The sequence below is a fragment of the Streptomyces sp. NPDC085927 genome, from assembly GCF_044540975.1.
In the GTDB taxonomy this organism is placed as follows: domain Bacteria; phylum Actinomycetota; class Actinomycetes; order Streptomycetales; family Streptomycetaceae; genus Streptomyces; species Streptomyces hirsutus.
Window position 1 is genome coordinate 16,526 of the sequence record NZ_JBITSN010000011.1, and the last position, 17,858, is coordinate 34,383.

The 17,858-nt window shown below is 72.0% G+C and carries 11 protein-coding genes and 1 pseudogene; 8 read left to right on the forward strand and 4 right to left on the reverse strand.

The window, feature by feature from the left end; all coding sequences use genetic code 11:
* The first annotated feature begins 10 nt into the window (after positions 1-10).
* Together ACIF80_RS25895 and ACIF80_RS25900 are read left to right on the forward strand one after the other, a co-directional pair.
* The gene (locus ACIF80_RS25895) at positions 11-2,263 is read left to right on the forward strand and encodes an ATP-dependent RecD-like DNA helicase (RefSeq protein ID WP_399809008.1); all 2,253 of its coding nucleotides are present in this window, start codon (positions 11-13) and stop codon (positions 2,261-2,263) included.
* Positions 2,264-2,506: 243 nt separating this feature from the next.
* A complete protein-coding gene (locus tag ACIF80_RS25900; RefSeq protein ID WP_399809011.1) occupies positions 2,507-3,796 on the forward strand; it encodes a citrate synthase in 1,290 nt (429 codons plus the stop codon).
* A 640-nt stretch (positions 3,797-4,436) separates the two neighbouring features.
* Here the strand turns inward: ACIF80_RS25900 and ACIF80_RS25905 are convergent.
* From ACIF80_RS25905 to ACIF80_RS25915, 3 genes are all read right to left on the reverse strand, one after another.
* Positions 4,437-6,803, reverse strand: a complete 2,367-nt coding sequence (locus ACIF80_RS25905) for a heavy metal translocating P-type ATPase (protein WP_399809013.1) — start codon at positions 6,801-6,803, stop codon at positions 4,437-4,439.
* A 98-nt stretch (positions 6,804-6,901) separates the two neighbouring features.
* On the reverse strand, positions 6,902-7,141 hold the full coding sequence (locus ACIF80_RS25910) for a heavy-metal-associated domain-containing protein (RefSeq protein WP_399809016.1): 240 nt from the start codon (positions 7,139-7,141) through the stop codon (positions 6,902-6,904).
* A gap of 499 nt (positions 7,142-7,640) precedes the next feature.
* On the reverse strand, positions 7,641-7,835 hold the full coding sequence (locus ACIF80_RS25915; RefSeq protein WP_381369158.1) for a helix-turn-helix transcriptional regulator: 195 nt from the start codon (positions 7,833-7,835) through the stop codon (positions 7,641-7,643).
* Between the two features lie 483 nt (positions 7,836-8,318).
* On the opposite strand from ACIF80_RS25915, the pseudogene ACIF80_RS25920 reads away from it, so the two are divergent.
* Positions 8,319-8,465: pseudogene (locus ACIF80_RS25920) on the forward strand (5-deoxy-glucuronate isomerase); the annotation flags it as partial.
* A gap of 25 nt (positions 8,466-8,490) precedes the next feature.
* Here the strand turns inward: ACIF80_RS25920 and ACIF80_RS25925 are convergent.
* Complete coding sequence (locus tag ACIF80_RS25925) at positions 8,491-9,561, reverse strand: helix-turn-helix domain-containing protein (RefSeq protein WP_399809019.1); 1,071 nt, start codon at positions 9,559-9,561, stop codon at positions 8,491-8,493.
* A 164-nt stretch (positions 9,562-9,725) separates the two neighbouring features.
* On the opposite strand from ACIF80_RS25925, the gene ACIF80_RS25930 reads away from it, so the two are divergent.
* From ACIF80_RS25930 to ACIF80_RS25950, 5 genes are all read left to right on the forward strand, one after another.
* A complete protein-coding gene (locus ACIF80_RS25930) occupies positions 9,726-10,139 on the forward strand; it encodes a hypothetical protein (protein WP_399809022.1) in 414 nt (137 codons plus the stop codon).
* Between the two features lie 223 nt (positions 10,140-10,362).
* The gene (locus tag ACIF80_RS25935; RefSeq protein WP_399809025.1) at positions 10,363-13,047 is read left to right on the forward strand and encodes an alpha/beta fold hydrolase; all 2,685 of its coding nucleotides are present in this window, start codon (positions 10,363-10,365) and stop codon (positions 13,045-13,047) included.
* Positions 13,044-13,952, forward strand: coding sequence for an ABC transporter permease (locus ACIF80_RS25940; RefSeq protein ID WP_399809027.1), 909 nt, complete (start codon positions 13,044-13,046; stop codon positions 13,950-13,952). Before ACIF80_RS25935 ends, ACIF80_RS25940 begins: the two co-directional genes overlap by 4 nt.
* 171 nt (positions 13,953-14,123) lie before the next feature.
* Positions 14,124-15,782, forward strand: a complete 1,659-nt coding sequence (locus ACIF80_RS25945; protein WP_399809030.1) for a von Willebrand factor type A domain-containing protein — start codon at positions 14,124-14,126, stop codon at positions 15,780-15,782.
* Between the two features lie 159 nt (positions 15,783-15,941).
* Positions 15,942-17,858, forward strand: a complete 1,917-nt coding sequence (locus ACIF80_RS25950; protein ID WP_399809033.1) for an AMP-dependent synthetase/ligase — start codon at positions 15,942-15,944, stop codon at positions 17,856-17,858.

Here is a 17,858-nt window from a genome sequence, read left to right on the forward strand (position 1 = left end):
CCGTCGAACCATGTCCAACCAGTCCGCAGCGGCCCCCGGTGAACGGCGTCTCGCCACCCTCGAAGGCGTGCTGGAGCGCATCACGTACGCCAACGAGGAGAACGGCTACACGGTCGCCCGCGTCGACACCGGCAGGGGCGCCGCCGACCTGCTCACGGTCGTCGGGGCGCTGCTCGGGGCCCAGGTGGGCGAGTCGCTGCGGATGGAGGGCCGCTGGGGGTCGCACCCGCAGTACGGGAAGCAGTTCCACGTCGAGAACTACACGACCCTGCTCCCGGCCACCGTCCAGGGCATCCGGCGCTACCTCGGGTCAGGGCTGGTCAAGGGCATCGGGCCGGTCTTCGCCGACCGCATCACGCAGCACTTCGGCCTGGACACCCTGACCGTCATCGAGGAGGAGCCCAAGCGGCTCATCGAGGTGCCCGGCCTCGGGCCCAAGCGGACCAAGAAGATCGCCGACGCCTGGGAGGAGCAGAAGGCGATCAAGGAGGTCATGCTCTTCCTCCAGACCGTCGAGGTGTCGACGTCGATCGCGGTCCGGATCTACAAGAAGTACGGGGACGCCTCGATCTCCGTCGTGAAGAACCAGCCCTACCGGCTGGCGTCCGACGTCTGGGGCATCGGCTTCCTCACCGCCGACAAGATCGCCCAGTCCGTCGGCATCCCGCACGACAGCCCGGACCGGGTCAAGGCCGGTCTGCAGTACGCGCTGTCGCAGGCCACCGATCAGGGCCACTGCTACCTCCCCGAGGAGAAGCTGATCGCCGACGCGGTGAAGCTGCTCCAGGTGGACACCGGGCTCGTCATCGAGTGCCTCGCCGAACTGGCCGCCGAGCCGGAGGAGGGCGAGGACCCCGGGGTCGTACGGGAGAAGGTGCCCGACCCGGAGGGCGGCGACCCCGTCACCGCCGTCTACCTGGTGCCCTTCCACCGTGCCGAACTGGCCCTCTCCGCGCAGCTGCTGCGCCTCCTGCGCACCGGTGAGGACCGGATGCCGGGGTTCGGGGAGGTGGCCTGGGACAAGGCGCTGACCTGGCTGAAGGGGCGTACGGGCGCCGATCTCGCCCCCGAGCAGGAGGCCGCCGTCAAACTGGCGCTCACCGAGAAGGTCGCCGTCCTCACCGGCGGCCCCGGCTGCGGCAAGTCCTTCACGGTGAGGTCCGTCGTGGAGCTGGCCCGCGCGAAGAAGGCCAAGGTGGTGCTCGCCGCCCCGACCGGACGCGCCGCCAAACGTCTCGCGGAGCTGACCGGCACCGAGGCCTCCACCGTCCACCGCCTGCTGGAGCTCAAGCCCGGCGGCGACGCCGCCTACGACCGGGACCGGCCGCTGGACGCCGACCTGGTGGTGGTCGACGAGGCGTCCATGCTCGACCTGCTGCTGGCCAACAAGCTGGTCAAGGCGGTGGCCCCGGGAGCCCACCTCCTCTTCGTCGGCGACGTCGACCAGCTCCCCAGCGTCGGCGCGGGCGAAGTGCTCCGGGACCTGCTGGCCGACGGCAGCCCCGTCCCCGCCGTGCGCCTCACCCGCGTCTTCCGCCAGGCCCAGCAGTCGGGCGTGGTGACCAACGCGCACCGGATCAACGCCGGACAGCACCCGTTCACCGACGGCATGAAGGACTTCTTCCTCTTCGTCGAGGACGACACGGAGGAGGCCGGCCGGCTCACCGTGGACGTCGCCGCGCGCCGCATCCCGGCGAAGTTCGGGCTCGACCCGCGCCGGGACGTGCAGGTCCTCGCCCCCATGCACCGGGGCCCGGCCGGCGCCGGCACGCTGAACGGGCTGCTCCAGCAGGCCGTCACTCCCGGCCGCCCCGACCTGCCCGAGAAGCGGTTCGGCGGCCGGGTCTTCCGCGTCGGGGACAAGGTCACCCAAATCCGCAACAATTACGAAAAGGGTGCGAACGGGGTCTTCAACGGCACCGTCGGCGTGGTCACCTCGCTCGACCCGGTCGACCAGCGGCTGACGGTGCTGACGGACGAGGACGAGGAGGTGCCGTACGAATTCGACGAACTGGACGAGCTGGCCCACGCCTACGCGGTGACCATCCACCGTTCCCAGGGCAGCGAGTACCCGGCCGTCGTCATCCCGGTGACCACCGGCGCCTGGATGATGCTCCAGCGGAACCTGCTCTACACGGCGGTCACCCGGGCCAAGCGGCTGGTCGTCCTCGTCGGCTCCCGCAGGGCGATCGGGCAGGCGGTCCGCACGGTCTCGGCCGGCCGGCGCTGTACGGCGCTCGACTTCCGGCTCGCGGGCGCCTGAACCGTCGTTGTTGCGGCCCTTCGTCCCCCTCCCGGAAGAAAAATGATCGATCAAGTGAGTCGGGAACGTCACAGAGGCCTTCCGGAAGGGGAACGCAGGAGGCAGGATGGGCAAGTTGGCGGCACTCAGTGCCGCCAATAGGCCCGATGGTCGACCCCGAGTGCACTCTCCTGAGCCAAGTGGGGGATGGTAGAGACAGTCAGGGCACCTCGAAGATGAGGCACTACGTCGGTGAGGGAAGACGTGAGCGACAACTCTGTAGTACTGCGGTACGGCGACGGCGAGTACACCTACCCGGTGATCGACAGCACGGTCGGCGACAAGGGCTTCGACATCGGGAAGCTCCGATCCCAGACCGGCCTGGTGACGCTGGACAGCGGTTACGGCAACACCGCCGCATACAAATCCGCGATCACGTACCTGGACGGCGAGGGAGGCATCCTCCGTTACCGCGGGTACCCCATTGAGCAGCTGGCCGAGCGCTCCTCCTTCCTGGAGGTCGCCTACCTGCTGATCAACGGCGAGCTGCCGACCGTCGACGAGCTCAGCGCGTTCCGGGGCGAGATCACGCAGCACACCCTGCTGCACGAGGACGTCAAGAACTTCTACAAGGGCTTCCCGCGCGACGCCCACCCGATGGCGATGCTGTCGTCGGTCGTCTCGGCGCTGTCGACGTTCTACCAGGACAGCCACAACCCGTTCGACGAGCGCCAGCGCCACCTCTCCACCATCCGGCTGCTCGCCAAGCTTCCGACGATCGCGGCCTACGCGTACAAGAAGTCGATCGGTCACCCGTTCGTCTACCCGCGCAACGACCTCGGCTACGTCGAGAACTTCCTGCGCATGACCTTCTCCGTCCCGGCCCAGGAGTACGAGCCCGACCCGGTCGTCGTCTCCGCCCTGGACAAGCTGCTCATCCTGCACGCGGACCACGAGCAGAACTGCTCGACCTCCACGGTGCGCCTGGTCGGCTCCTCGCAGGCGAACATGTTCGCCTCGATCTCCGCCGGCATCTCCGCCCTGTGGGGCCCGCTGCACGGTGGCGCCAACCAGTCGGTGCTGGAGATGCTCGAGGGCATCCAGGCCGACGGCGGCGACGTCGACTCCTTCATCCGCAAGGTGAAGAACAAGGAGGACGGCGTCCGCCTGATGGGCTTCGGCCACCGGGTCTACAAGAACTTCGACCCGCGCGCCAAGATCATCAAGGCCGCCGCGCACGACGTGCTGTCCGCCCTCGGCAAGTCCGACGAGCTGCTGGACATCGCGCTCAAGCTGGAGGAGCACGCGCTCTCCGACGACTACTTCGTCTCGCGCAGCCTCTACCCGAACGTGGACTTCTACACCGGCCTGATCTACCGGGCCATGGGCTTCCCGACCGAGATGTTCACGGTCCTGTTCGCCCTCGGCCGGCTGCCGGGCTGGATCGCCCAGTGGCACGAGATGATCAAGGAGCCGGGTTCCCGCATCGGCCGCCCCCGCCAGATCTACACGGGCGTGGTGGAGCGCGACTTCATCCCGGTCGAGGAGCGCTGACCGGACACGGCACGGAACGACGACGGACGGCACGCTCCCAGGCTCTGGAGGGTGTGCCGTCCGTCGTTCCGTCTCGTACGGCGGGCGGGCCGACGACTACGGCAGGCGGGCCGACGGCACTTCGCGGCGAACCGGGCCCCAGAAATTACAGAAGGCGCCCTGCGCCGGTCCCCCCACGGGCCGACGTCAGGGCGCCTTCCCATGTCCCGGTGCGGATTCCCCCCACGGGATCCGGCCGGGCGTCTGTGAAGATCAGCGCCTGAATCGCTGTCTTTGAGCGCGATGAGCGGAACTCACCGCGCCTGTGCGGTCTGCCGGGACGCGCACGGTCGAGAGGGCCGCTCAAAGCTCTCCGAAGTACGTGCCCCGGCAACGCAGCTCCGGGGAAGTCCCCCAAGACATCCCCAGATGCCAGGTCGCGCCCCCCAAGACGCTTCCCGACATCGCCAACTTAGACCTTCGAACCCCTTCGATGGTTACGTTCACATCACTGTGATCTGCGTCTCTTGCATGTGTCCGTTAGGTGCGCAAGGGCCCTGAATTACCGACGCGCCCCAAGAGTAAGGAAGATGCGGGAGCCTTGTGAAGAGCTTATGTGAAATGTCGTACCGGACTCCAGGGGGTCACCTCAGTTGAGACCTCAATGAAACGAGCGCAGCCGCAGGCTGTTGGTGACGACGAAGACCGAGGAGAAGGCCATGGCGGCCCCCGCGATCATCGGGTTGAGCAGTCCGGCCGCGGCCAGCGGCAGCGCGGCGACGTTGTAGCCGAAGGCCCAGACGAGATTGCCCTTGATGGTGGCGAGGGTGCGGCGGGACAGCCGGATGGCGTCCGCCGCCACCCGCAGATCACCGCGGACGAGGGTCAGGTCGCCGGCCTCGATCGCCGCGTCGGTGCCGGTGCCCATGGCCAGGCCCAGATCGGCGGTGGCGAGGGCGGCGGCGTCGTTGACCCCGTCACCGACCATGGCGACGGACCGCCCCTCGTCCTGCAACTGCCGCACGACGGCGGCCTTGTCCTCGGGCAGGACCTCGGCGATCACCCGGTCGATGCCGACGGCCCGGCCCACCGCCTCGGCGACGGTGCGGTGGTCGCCGGTGAGCAGGACGGGGGTGAGCCCGAGGGCGCGCAGGTCCCGGACGGCCTCCGCACTGGTCTCCTTGACCGCGTCCGCGACGGCGAGGACCCCGCGAGCGGTTCCGTCCCAGCCGACCACGACCGCCGTGAGCCCGCCCTTCTCGGCCTCGTCACGGGCCCGCTCCAGCTCCGGCGGCAGCCCGGCGCCCGTCGTCCCGCCCGCCGGACCCCCGCCGAGCCGCCCCACGACCACCTCATGGCCGTCCACGCGCCCGCGTACGCCCCGCCCCGGGACGTTCTCGAAGCTCTCGGGTGAAGGCAGCGCTCCCGCCCGCTCCTCGGCGCCGGCGGCGATCGCGCGGGCGATCGGGTGTTCGGAGGCGTGCTCCAGGGCGCCGGCGAGCCGCAGCAGCTGCTTCTCGTCGGTGCCGTCGGCGGTGTGGACCTGCCGGAGGGTCATCCGGCCGGTGGTGACCGTGCCGGTCTTGTCGAGGACGACGGTGTCGACGCGGCGGGTGGACTCCAGGACCTCGGGGCCCTTGATGAGGATGCCGAGCTGCGCGCCGCGCCCGGTGCCGACCATGAGCGCGGTCGGGGTGGCCAGTCCGAGGGCGCACGGGCAGGCGATGATCAGCACCGCGACGGCCGCGGTGAAGGCGGCGACGGTGTCGCCGGTGGCGCCGAGCCACCCGCCGAAGGTGCCGGCGGCGACGAGCAGCACCACGGGGACGAAGACCCCGGAGACCCGGTCCGCCAGCCGCTGCACCTCGGCCTTGCCGTTCTGCGCGTCCTCCACGGCCCGTGCCATCCGCGCGAGACGGGTGTCGGCGCCGACCCGGGTGGCCTCCACGACGAGCCGGCCGCCCGCGTTGACCGTGGCACCGGTGACGGCGTCGCCGACGGTGACGTCCACCGGCACCGACTCGCCGGTCAGCATCGACGCGTCCACGGCGGAGGAGCCCTCGACCACGGTCCCGTCGGTGGCGACCTTCTCCCCGGGGCGTACGACGAACCGGTCACCGGCCGCCAGTTGCTCCGCCGGGACGCGCACCTCGCGCACCCGGCCGCCGCCCTCGTCACGGAGCACGGCGACGTCCTTGGCGCCCAGTTCCATCAGGGCCCGCAGAGCGGCGCCCGCGCGGCGCTTGGAGCGGGCCTCGAGGTAGCGGCCGAGAAGGATGAAGACGGTGACGCCGGCGGCGACCTCCAGGTAGATCGTGGAGGCGCCGTCGGTGCGGGAGACGGTCCACTCGAAGGGGTGCCGCATGCCGGGCATGCCCGCGTCACCGAGGAACAGCGCCCACAGGGACCAGCCGAACGCGGCGAGCGTGCCGACGGAGACCAGGGTGTCCATGGTGGCCGCGCCGTGCCGCAGGTTGGTCCAGGCGGCCCGGTGGAAGGGCAGCGCCCCCCAGACGACGACGGGGGCGGCGAGGGTGAGCGAGAGCCACTGCCAGTTGTCGAACTGCAGGGGCGGGATCATCGCGAGCAGCACGACGGGAAGGGCGAGCACGGCGGAGACGGTCAGCCGGTCGCGCAGGGCGGTGAGCCCGGGGTCCGCCGGCGCGGTGTCCGGCCCGTCCGGCCCGTCCGGTGCGGACTCCGGTACGGAGGCGGGGGACGGCGGGGGCGCGGGCTCCTCTGCGGTGTAGCCGGTCTTCACCACGGTGGCGATGAGATCGGCGACCCCGGTGCCGGCGGGGTAGGCGATCCGGGCCTTCTCCGTCGCGTAGTTCACCGTGGCGGTCACGCCGTCCATGCGGTTGAGCTTCTTCTCGACGCGGGCCGCGCAGGAGGCGCAGGTCATCCCGCCGATGAGCAGCTCGACCTCGGAGGCGGGCGGGGCCTCCGAGGTCGTGGGGGCCGCCGGGGTGCCCGGGCCCGCCGGCTCGGCGGGTATCGGTGCTCCGGTGGCGGTGGTGCTGGTCATGTCCGTACTCCAGGCAGGTCCGGGACTCCGGAGGGGTCGCGGTGTCCCCGGTGGGCTCGGGCGTGTCGTCCTGGCGCCAGGCCGAGCCGCCGGTGGCGTCAGGCGGGGCCGACGAGCTCGAAACCGGCCTCGTCGACGGCGGCGCGGACGGCCTCCTCGTCGAGCGGGGCCGCGGAGACGACGGTGACCTCGCCGGTGGTGGCGACGGCCTTCACCGAGACGACCCCGGGAAGCTCGGAGATCTCGCCGGAGACGGCACCTTCGCAGTGGCCGCAGCTCATGCCGCTCACCTTGTAGACGGCGGTGACGGAGCCCTGGGTATCGGTCTGGGCGGTCATGTCGTTGCTCCTCGTCGAGACGTATGAGGTCGAGGGGGTCCACGGGGCCGGGGCCTCCACTTCCAGACTATACCCCTAGGGGGTATGAATCCATGGGTGGCGGGTCCGGGTGGCGGAACAGGACGTCCTTCGGTTCCCGGACGCAGGCCTCACGCTCGGCGCCCTCGTGGGCGGGGATCGGCTCCGGGCCGCCCCTGTGGATGTCCATGCGCGTTGTTCGGGAGGGGCTGGTGCGGCGTGCCGGGGGAGCCGCCCGCCTCGAGCGGCCGGGCGACGCGCCGCTCGCTGCGCGCCTGTCCGTGGTGGGGCCGCCCGTCGGCCGTCCGCTCCTCCATGCCGGTCCTCCCGCTCCTGTGGGCACGTGTTCCCCGTTTCCGCGCCGCTTCTCCGCGCGCCGCTCCGTTCGGCCGTCCCGTAGTGACCGGAACGGCCGAACGGCTGTGCCCCACCTGCGTGGTGGGGCACAGCCGTTGTCTGTCGTGTGCGGGGCGGGCGGGGGTCAGGGGCGCGGCCGGTTGCCCGGCCGGGAGGCCACCCAGCGGCGCACCGTGTCCGCGTACCAGTACGGCTTGCCGCTCTCCACATGGTCGGGCGGCGGCAGCAGGCCGTGCTTGCGGTACGAACGGACGGTGTCCGGCTGCACCTTGATGTGCGCCGCGATGTCCTTGTAGGACCACAGGCGTCGGTCGGTCATACGTCGTACCTCCCCGCGAGCACCACGGAGGCGGCCAGGGGTCGGCCGTCAGGGGGAGCCGGGTGCTGCGCTGGCGATCACCAGGCGTTCTGCCCCGTGAACGACGCCCTACGGCGGCGGAGCGGCGTTGTGCGCCGGGCGTGACGAAAAGCCCGCGTACCCGGGACACACGTGACACGAGCGGGGTATTTGTGACGCAAGTGAAGCAAAGGTGCATGCCGGTCCACCGGCGGGCCGTGTTGACCCGCCCCGCCGGAGCCGTCGATCCGCCCGGCTCGCCCATCGGTCCGTAGCCCGGTCGGCGGTTGTGAAGGCATCGTCCGGCCGGGCGTCGGCCCGCTGTTTCCCCTGGACGGTTCGCCCGTTCCGGGGACGTAAGGTCAAGATCTCGTCCTTATGTCTGGACAAAGCATTGACAGGGCTTCGTCTCCACGGCTAGAACCGGGGGGAGCCGTGTGGGACGACCGCCGTCCCCGCTCCGGGGTGCCCCTGACGGCCCCGGCATCGACCACCTCCGGCGCGGGCAGCCGCTTCGCTTTGGCAGGAGCGAAGTGCGTGCGACGACTCCCCGTCCGCCACGGCCCCGCGCCGGAGGTTTTGACCCGGATGCCGTGCCCCCGGGGGCCCGGAGATCCGCGGTGTGCGTGACGGCCCGTCAGTCCACCGCACCGCACCGGCGGCTCGTCCGTCCTGGTGTGTCGTCGCGCGTGGTGTCGCCGGACGGGCCGGACGGCTGCGCCGTCTCGGCTTCTCGTCCAGTGCTCCCCGCCCGCCGCCGGTACTCGCCGGGCGGCATGCCGTAGGTGCCGCTGAAGGCCCTGCTGAACTCCGAGGCGTGCCGGAAGCCCCAGCGCGCGCCGATCGCCTGGACGGTCAGTTCCGCGCAGGCCGGGGTGAGCAGATCCCGGCGGCAGCGTTCGAGCCTCCGGCGGCGGATCCACTCACCCACGGTCGTCCCCTGCTCCCGGAAGAGCCGGTGCAGATGGCGTACGGAGATGTGGTGCGCGGCGGCGATCGACTCCGGTGTGAGGTGCCGTGTACCGAGATGGCGGTCGATGAAGGAGTGGATGCCGGTCAGCAGCGCCCGGTGGCGGATCTCCACCGGAAGCGCGTTCTCCGCCTCACCGTGGTGCGCCAGCGTCGCCACCGCGAGATCCGTCAGCACGGTGCCCAGGCGTATGCCGTCGTGCGGCCCGTACGAGCGGGTGTCGGCGACCAGGCGGTGCAGGAAGGAGGTCAGCAGTGCCCCCGTGCCCGTACCGCAGTCCAGCCGGGTGGTCGCCAGGCGGTCGAGTATGCGCCGCGGGAGCGGCACCGCCTCACGCGGGAGGGCCATGGAGATGGTCCCGGCCGTGGGCCCCGTGGGGCGCGCCCAGGTGTCGAACGGTCGGCCGATGTCCAGGAGCACCAGGTCCCCGGAGGTCAGAGTCGCCTCACGTCGGTCACTGGACGCTCCCTGTCTGCCTGCCGTGTTCAGGCACAGCCAGTACACATCCAGGTCCTCCGCGCGCACCAGCTTCGGGGTGCGCCTGGAATGCAGTGACGGGTATTCGAGTATGTCAACCTGGGCGGCCCCCATGTCGAGGCGCCTGAAGGAGGCGCGGAAGTCATGGGCGTCCTCGCTGGTGACGTCGGTCGGCAGGAACGTCTGCCGGAGCAGCTCCCAGTACCAGTCGTACCGCTCGGCGGCCGGTAAGTGGTCATTGCTGTAGACGGTTTCGCGCATGCCGAGGTCCCCCCTGGTCGCACCGTGTGGATCACTGGCCATCGCCCGGGAGCGCGCCGGGCGCACATCGTCAATGTCCTGGCACGCTCCGTTAATGACGGGATGGCGCCATCTTTCTAGCGTGATCCGTACATGTCAGCAAGGGAGAGAAGGGTCATCACGTGTTGAGCACCGCATCACAGCACCGCCCGGTCCGGGCGGCCGTCAACATCCTGCTCGCCGTCCTCATGGCGTTCGGCGTCAGCGCCGCGATCGCACCGGCCGCGCAGGCCGCCCCGCAGGCGGAGTGCTGGACTCCCCAGGCCAACGGGGAGGGGCGCGGGTACATCTACTGGAACGGCAACGGCGGCGTCAACCTCAAGAGCGGGCCCTACCAGTCCGGATGCTGGGACACCGGATGGGCCGGCTACCACTCCATGATCTACCTCCACTGCTGGACCTACAACTCCTACGGCAACACGTGGTGGTACGTCCGGCTCGCGGGCACCAACACCTACGGCTGGACGTCGGAGGACAACTTCTGGGGCGACTCGGTGGACGAGAACGGCGACGGGCAGATCAGCTTCCACCAGTGCTGAGACCCGCCCACCCGGAGGCCGCCCGTCACGCGGGCGGCCTCCGTCGCGTTCCCGGCCGGAAGACCGGCGCACCCCGCCCTACATGGGCGGCCCCGGGGTGTTCGCGGTGCGGTCGCGTACCACGGACGCGGTACGCGGCGGCGGCCGCGTACGCCTGGAGGAGGTGACGGGGTCGGCCTCCGGGCGGCATCAGGACGCCGGAACGACCCCGTACCGTTGACGCATGGATCTTCGAATGCCCGGTCGGCCCGGACTGCGGTGGCTCCGGTCGCGGCGGCCCCGACGCGCTGCGGCCGCCGCGGCCGCCGCCGTCGTGCTCGCCGGGGCCGGCACCTGGACCGCCGTCGCCTCCGACGACCCGGCGCCCGCGGTGGACCGGGCCGACCGCGTCATGACCGTGGACGACGGCGGTGAGGGGAGTGACGAGGTACGCATCGACACCTCGTACTTCACCGCCGGTCCGGACGGCCGCCGGCCCGCCGTCCTGCTCGGGCACGGCTTCGGCGGCAGCAAGAACGACGTACGGCAGCAGGCCGAGGACCTCGCGCGCGAGGGGTACGCCGTCCTCACCTGGTCCGCGCGCAGCTTCGGCAAGTCCACCGGGAAGATCGGACTGAACGACCCGGACGGCGAGGTCGCCGACGTCTCCCGGCTCATCGACTGGCTCGCCGAACAGCCCGAGGTCGAGCTGGACAAGGACGGCGATCCGCGCCTCGGCATGGCCGGTGCCTCCTACGGCGGCGCCATCGCACTGCTGACCGCCGGGCACGACGACCGGGTGGACGCCATCGCCCCGGCGATCACCTACTTCGACCTGGCCGAAGCGCTCTTCCCGAACGGCGTGTTCAAGAAGCTGTGGGCGGGCATCTTCGTCAACTCCGGCGGCGGCTGCGAGAAGTTCGAGCCCGCGCTGTGCCGGATGTACGAGCGGGTCGCCGAGTCCGGCACCCCGGACGCGGAGGCCGTCGCGCTCCTGAAGGAACGCTCCCCGTCCGCCGTCGCCGACCGCATCGACGTGCCGACCCTGCTGATGCAGGGCCAGTCCGACTCGCTGTTCCCGCTCGGCCACGCCGACGCGGCGGCGAAGGCGATCCGCGCGAACGGCGCCCCGGCCGACGTCGACTGGATCGCCGGCGGGCACGACGGCGGGGAGCCGGAGGCGGACCGCGTCCGCGCCCGCACCCAGTCCTGGTTCGACCGGTACCTGAAGGACGACAAGGGCGCCGACACCGGCCCCGCCTTCCGCGTCACCCGCACCGGAGGCGTCGACTCCACCGACGGGCGGGCCGTGCTGAGCGGCGCGAGCGCGGACCGCTACCCGGGCCTGACCGGCGGCGGGAAGGCCTTCCCGCTCGCCGGACGCGAGCAGAGCTTCGCCAACCCGGCCGGCGCCAGCCCGCCCGCCGTCTCCGCGCTGCCCGGCCTCGGCGGTGCCGGCGGCCTCTCCCAGCTGTCGTCCCTCGGCGTCGGCGTCTCCCTGGACTTCCCCGGCCAGCACGCCCGCTTCGAATCCGCCCCGGTCACCGGTGACCTGCCGATCACCGGCTCGCCGACCGCCACCGTCCACGTGAAGTCGACCAGTGACGACGCCGTCCTCTTCGGCAAGGTGTACGACGTCGGCCCGGACGGACGGCAGCAGGTACTGCCCTCCCAGCTGGTCGCGCCGATCCGGGTCGAGGACGCCAAGGCGGGCAAGGACGTCACCGTCACGTTCCCGGCCGTCGACCACGAGGTCCGGCAGGGCCACCGCCTGCGGCTCGTCCTGGCCTCCACCGACCTCGGCTACGCCTCCCCGGCCGCCCCGGCGACGTACACGGTCGCCCTGAAGAGCGACCTCACCGTGCCCACCGCGCCCGAGGTGGCCACCGCGGCGGCACCGCTGCCCTCCTGGGTGTGGTGGCTGCCGGCCGCCGGAGCGGTGATCGCCCTCGCCCTGGTGCTCACCGGCCGCCGCCGCACGACGGCCGTGCCCCCCGACCCCGGACTCGCCGGCGTACCGCTGCAGATCACCGGCCTCAGCAAGCGCTACGCCCGTTCCGCCGACCGGTACGCCGTACGGGACCTGTCGTTCCGCGTGGAGAAGGGCCAGGTCCTCGGCCTGCTCGGACCGAACGGCGCGGGCAAGACCACCACCCTGCGCATGCTGATGGGCCTGATCAGGCCCGACGGCGGCGAGATCCGCGTCTTCGGTCACGCCATCCGCCCCGGCGCGCCGGTGCTCTCCCGGGTCGGCGCCTTCGTCGAGGGCGCGGGCTTCCTCCCGCACCTGTCCGGTCGGGAGAACCTGGAGCTGTACTGGCAGGCCACCGGCCGCCCGCCGGAGGACTCCCGCATGGAGGAGGCCCTGGAGATCGCGGGCCTCGGCGACGCCCTCGCCCGCGCGGTGCGCACCTACTCCCAGGGCATGCGCCAGCGCCTCGCCATCGCCCAGGCCATGCTCGGCCTGCCGGACCTGCTCATCCTGGACGAACCGACCAACGGCCTGGACCCGCCCCAGATCCGCGAGATGCGCGAGGTGATGATCCGGTACGCGGCCGCCGGACGCACGGTGATCGTCTCCAGCCATCTGCTCTCCGAGGTCGAGCAGTCCTGCACCCACCTCGTCGTCATGGACCGCGGACAGCTGGTCCAGGCCGGGCCGGTGCACGAGATCGTCGGCTCCGGCGACACCCTGCTCGTCGGCACCGAGTCCCCCGTGGACGAGCCGCTCGCCGGGAAGGTGGCCGCCCTGCCGGGTGTCGCCTCGGCGGTCCCCACCGACGACGGGCTGCTGGTCCGCCTCGACGCCGACGGCACCGCCGCGCGCCTGGTCGCCGAACTGGTGCGACTGGAAGTACCGGTGGCGTCGGTCGGCCCGCACCGCCGCCTCGAAGACGCCTTCCTCACGATGATCGGAGGTCCCGCATGAGCGCGCTCGACGAACGGACCGGGCCCGCCGGGCCCGGCCGGCCGGTGACCCCGGCGGAACCGGTGGAGGTGGCCGACGGCTACCGCGCGGGCCGCACGCTGCCGCTGCGGGTCGAACTGGTCCGGCAGCTGAAGCGCCGCCGCACCCTCGTCATGGGCGCGATCCTCGCCGCCCTGCCGTTCGTGCTGGCCGTCGCCTTCGCCATCGGAGGCGAGCCGGAGGGCCGCGAGGGCCGGGTGAGCCTGATGGACACGGCCACCGCGTCCGGCGCCAACTTCGCCGCCGTGAACCTGTTCGTCTCGGCCGGCTTCCTCCTCGTCATCCCCGTCGCCCTGTTCTGCGGGGACACGGTCGCCTCGGAGGCCGGCTGGTCCTCGCTGCGCTACCTCCTCGCCGCCCCGGTGCCGAGGATGCGGCTGCTGTGGTCCAAGCTCGTCGTCGGCCTGGGGCTCAGTCTCGCCGCGATGGTGCTGCTGCCGGTGGTCGCGCTCCTCGTCGGCACGGCCGCCTACGGCTGGGGTTCGCTGCAGATCCCCACCGGCGGCTCGCTCGACCCCGCGACGGCGGCACAGCGGCTCGTGGTGGTCGTGGGCTACATCTTCGTGTCCCAGCTGGTCACCGCCGGACTCGCGTTCTGGCTGTCGACCCGCACCGACGCCCCGCTGGGCGCGGTCGGCGGCGCGGTCGGCCTGACCATCGTCGGCAACGTCCTGGACCAGGTGACCGCCCTCGGCGACTGGCGCCACTTCCTGCCCGCGCACTGGCAGTTCGCCTGGGCCGACGCCGTCCAGCCGACCCCGCAGTGGTCCGGCATGATCCAGGGCACCGCGGTCTCGGTGACGTACGCGCTCGTGCTGTTCGCGCTGGCCTTCCGCGGCTTCGCCCGCAAGGACGTGGTGTCGTAACGAGGGGCCCCAGGTCCGGCTCAGGTCGACGGAGGGTCACCCACCGGTCTCGGCGGGCCGGTTCCGTGCCCGCTTCGAGACCCATCCGCAACGCCCCGTAGCGCACGTTCCGCCCCGCTCCGGCGTCACAGTCGCAGAAGTCGACGCCAACGGCACGAGGGGGAACGGACGATGAAACGGACGACCCGACGCACGACCCCGCCCACGCAGTGCGGCCCGGGCACACGGACACGGCACGGAACGCGACGGCTCCGCACGCGACGGCTCCGCGCCGCGCTGGTCGCGCTCACGGCGGCGAGCGGCCTCCTGCTCACCGCGTGCGGCGGCGGGAACGGGAACGGGAGCAAGGCCTCCGACTCCTCGTACGAGGGCGGGGGCGGGCCCGGGGGAGGGACCGGGGGCGGCGGGAACGGTGGCACGGCCCCGCTCCCCGCGCCCGACGGCCCCCGCGGCCCGGAGGACGGACAGCGCGAGGGGGAGCAGGACGGACGGCGGGACATCGCGCCCGACCCCGACCACCTGTCCACCTTCGCCCTCGACGTCGACACCGCCTCCTACGGCTACGCCCGCCGCACCCTCTCCGAGGGCCGGCTGCCCGACCCGTCGACGGTCCGGCCCGAGGAGTTCGTCAACAGCTTCCGGCAGGACTACGAACGCCCGGACGGCAACGGCTTCACCGTCACAGTCGACGGCGCCCGCACCGGCGAGGACGACTGGTCCCTGGTCCGCGTGGGCCTCGCCACCCGGTCCGGCGGGACGGGCGAGGACCGCCCGCCCGCCGCCCTCACCTTCGTCATCGACATCTCCGGCTCCATGGCCGAACCGGGCCGCCTCGACCTCGCCCGGGAATCCCTCGCCACCATGACGGACCGGCTGCGCGACGAGGACTCCGTGGCGATCGTCACCTTCAGCGACGAGGCCGAGACCGTTCTGCCGATGACCCGCCTCGACGGCAACCGGGACGAGATCCACGACGCCGTCGACGCCCTGGAACCCGCTCGGTCCACCAACCTCGGCGCGGGCGTCGAGACCGGCTACGAAACCGCCGTCGAAGGGCTGCGCGAGGGCGCCACCAACCGGGTCGTCCTGGTCTCCGACGCGCTCGCCAACACCGGCGACACCGACGCCGACACGATCCTCGAACGCATCGGGGAGTCCCGCCGCGAGCACGGCATCACCCTCTTCGGCGTCGGCGTCGGCAGCGACTACGGGGACGCCCTCATGGAACGCCTCGCCGACAAGGGCGACGGCCACACGGTGTACGTGTCCGACGAGGAGGAGGGCCGCGAGGTCTTCTGCGAACAACTGCCCCGCAACATCGAACTGATGGCCAGGGACGCGAAGGCCCAGGTCGCCTTCGACCCGGGGACGGTCGCCGAGTTCCGCCTCGTCGGCTACGAGAACCGCCGGGTCGCCGACGAGGACTTCCGCGACGACGACGTCGACGGCGGCGAGGTCGGCCCCGGCCACACCGTCACCGCCCTGTACGTGGTGCGCACCCGGTCCGGCGCCCCCGACGGCCACCTCGCCACGGCCACCGTCCGCTGGCTCGACCCCCGCTCCCGCGCCCCGCACGAGGAGAGCGGCGCCCTGGAGGCCGGAGACCTCGGCGACTCCGTGTGGACCGGCGGCCGGGGCCTCGCCGTCACCGCGACCGCCGCCTACTTCGCCGACGCCCTGCGCCTGGACGACCGCCGCCACCGCGCCCTGCCCGGCGCCCCCGGCCTCGGCGAACTCGCCGACCACGCGGCCGGCCTGGCGGACCGCACCGAGGACAAGGACATCCACGGCCTGGCCGAAGCGATCCGCACCGCCGACCGCCTGTCCTGACGGGTCCGCCTGTCCTGACGGGCCCGGTCGTACCGAGGGGCCCGCTCGTACTGAGGGGCCCGCCCCATTGACTCGTCATTACGCACGGGTAAGTTTACTTCGGAGTAAGTAAGCGGGGCAGCACCAATACGACCGCATCAGCCGCGACCGGGAGCCGTCATGGGTGTACGCAAGGATCTGAAACGCGCGAAACGACGCACCGACCTGGCCGCCCGCACCAGAACCGGGACCACCAGGGACGAGCACGGCGTCGTGCGTGAGGTCCGTACGGAACCCCTCGCCCCGCGGCCGGCCACCGGCAGCACCGCCGACATCCCGTTCACCAACGCGGCCGAGGCCCCGGACGACGTCGTCCTGCGCCGCGAGCGGCACGGCGGCTGGCACCCGGTCACGGCGGCGGCCTTCGCCCAGGAGGTCGCCGCCGTGGCCAAGGGATTCGTCGCGGCCGGCCTCGAACCCGGCGACCGGGTCGCGGTGATGTCCCGCACCCGCTACGAATGGGCGGTGCTGGACTTCGCGATCTGGTCCGCCGGCGGCCAGAGCGTCCCGGTCTACCCCACCTCCTCCGCGGACCAGGTCGAATGGATCGTCCGGGACTCCGGCACCCGGTTCGTCGTCACGGAGACCCCGCAGAACACCGCCACCGTCACCAAGGCCACCGCGGCCCTCCCCGAGCCCCCGCGCACCTGGGAACTCGACGCGGACGCCCTCGCGGTCCTCACCGCCCTCGGCCGGGACGTCCCCGACGAGGAGATCACCGAACGCCGTGCCGCCCTCGCCCCCGGCACCACCGCGACGATCTGCTACACCTCCGGCACCACCGGACGCCCCAAGGGCTGCGTCCTCACCCACGCCAACCTGCTCGCCGAGGCCGGCAACACCGTCGAACTCCTCCACCCCGTCTTCAAGGAGGTCACCGACCAGACCGCCTCGACGCTGCTCTTCCTCCCGCTCGCCCACATCCTCGGCCGCACCCTGCAGATCGCCTGCCTGATCGGCCGCATCGAGGTCGGCCACTGGCCGAGCATCAAACCCGCCGAACTGCGTCCCGCCCTCAAGCGGTTCCGCCCGACCTTCCTCGTCGGCGTCCCCTACCTCTTCGAGAAGATCCACGACACCGGCCGCGCCACCGCCGAGAAGCTCGGACGCGGCGCGTCCTTCGAACGCGCCCACCGCGTCGCCGTCCGCTTCGGCGCCGCCCACCTCGACCGGTTCCTGGGCCGGGGCAAGGGGCCCGGCCTGCGTCTGTACGCCGCCTGGGCGCTGTACGACCTGCTGGTCTACCGGCGCGTCCGCAAGGAACTCGGCGGCCGGGTGCGCTACGCCATCAGCGGCGGCTCCCCGCTCGAGCGGGACCTCAACCTCTTCTTCTACGCGGCCGGAATCCTCGTCTACGAGGGCTACGGCCTGACCGAGACGACCGCCGCCGCCACCCTCGTCCCGCCGCTCGCCCCCCGCCCCGGCACGGTCGGCCTGCCGATCCCCGGCACCACCGTCCGTATCGCCGACGACGGCGAGGTCCTCGTCAAGGGCGGCATCGTCTTCGGGGCCTACCGCAACGACCCGGCCGCCACCGGCGAGGCGCTCACCGACGGCTGGTTCGCCACCGGCGACCTCGGCTCCCTCGACGACGACGGCTATCTCACCATCACCGGCCGCAAGAAGGACATCCTCGTCACCTCCGGCGGCAAGAACGTCTCCCCGGCCGTCCTGGAGGACCGCCTGCGCAGCCGCCCGCCCGTCGGCCAGTGCCTGGTCGTCGGCGACAACCGCCCCTACGTCGCCGCGCTCGTCACCCTCGACCCGGAGACGGTCGGACACTGGCTCGCGGTGCGCGGGCTGCCCGCCGACACACCCCTGTCCGAGGTGACCGCCGACCCCCGGATGCGCGCCGACGTCCAGAAGGCCGTCGACTACGCCAACGAGGCCGTCTCCCGCGCCGAGTCGATCCGCGCCTTCACCCTCGTCGAGGGCGAGTTCACCGAGGAGAACGGACTGCTGACCCCGTCCCTGAAGGTCAAACGCAAGGCGGCACAGGCGGCGTACGAACAGGAGATCGAGAAGCTGTACTCCTGA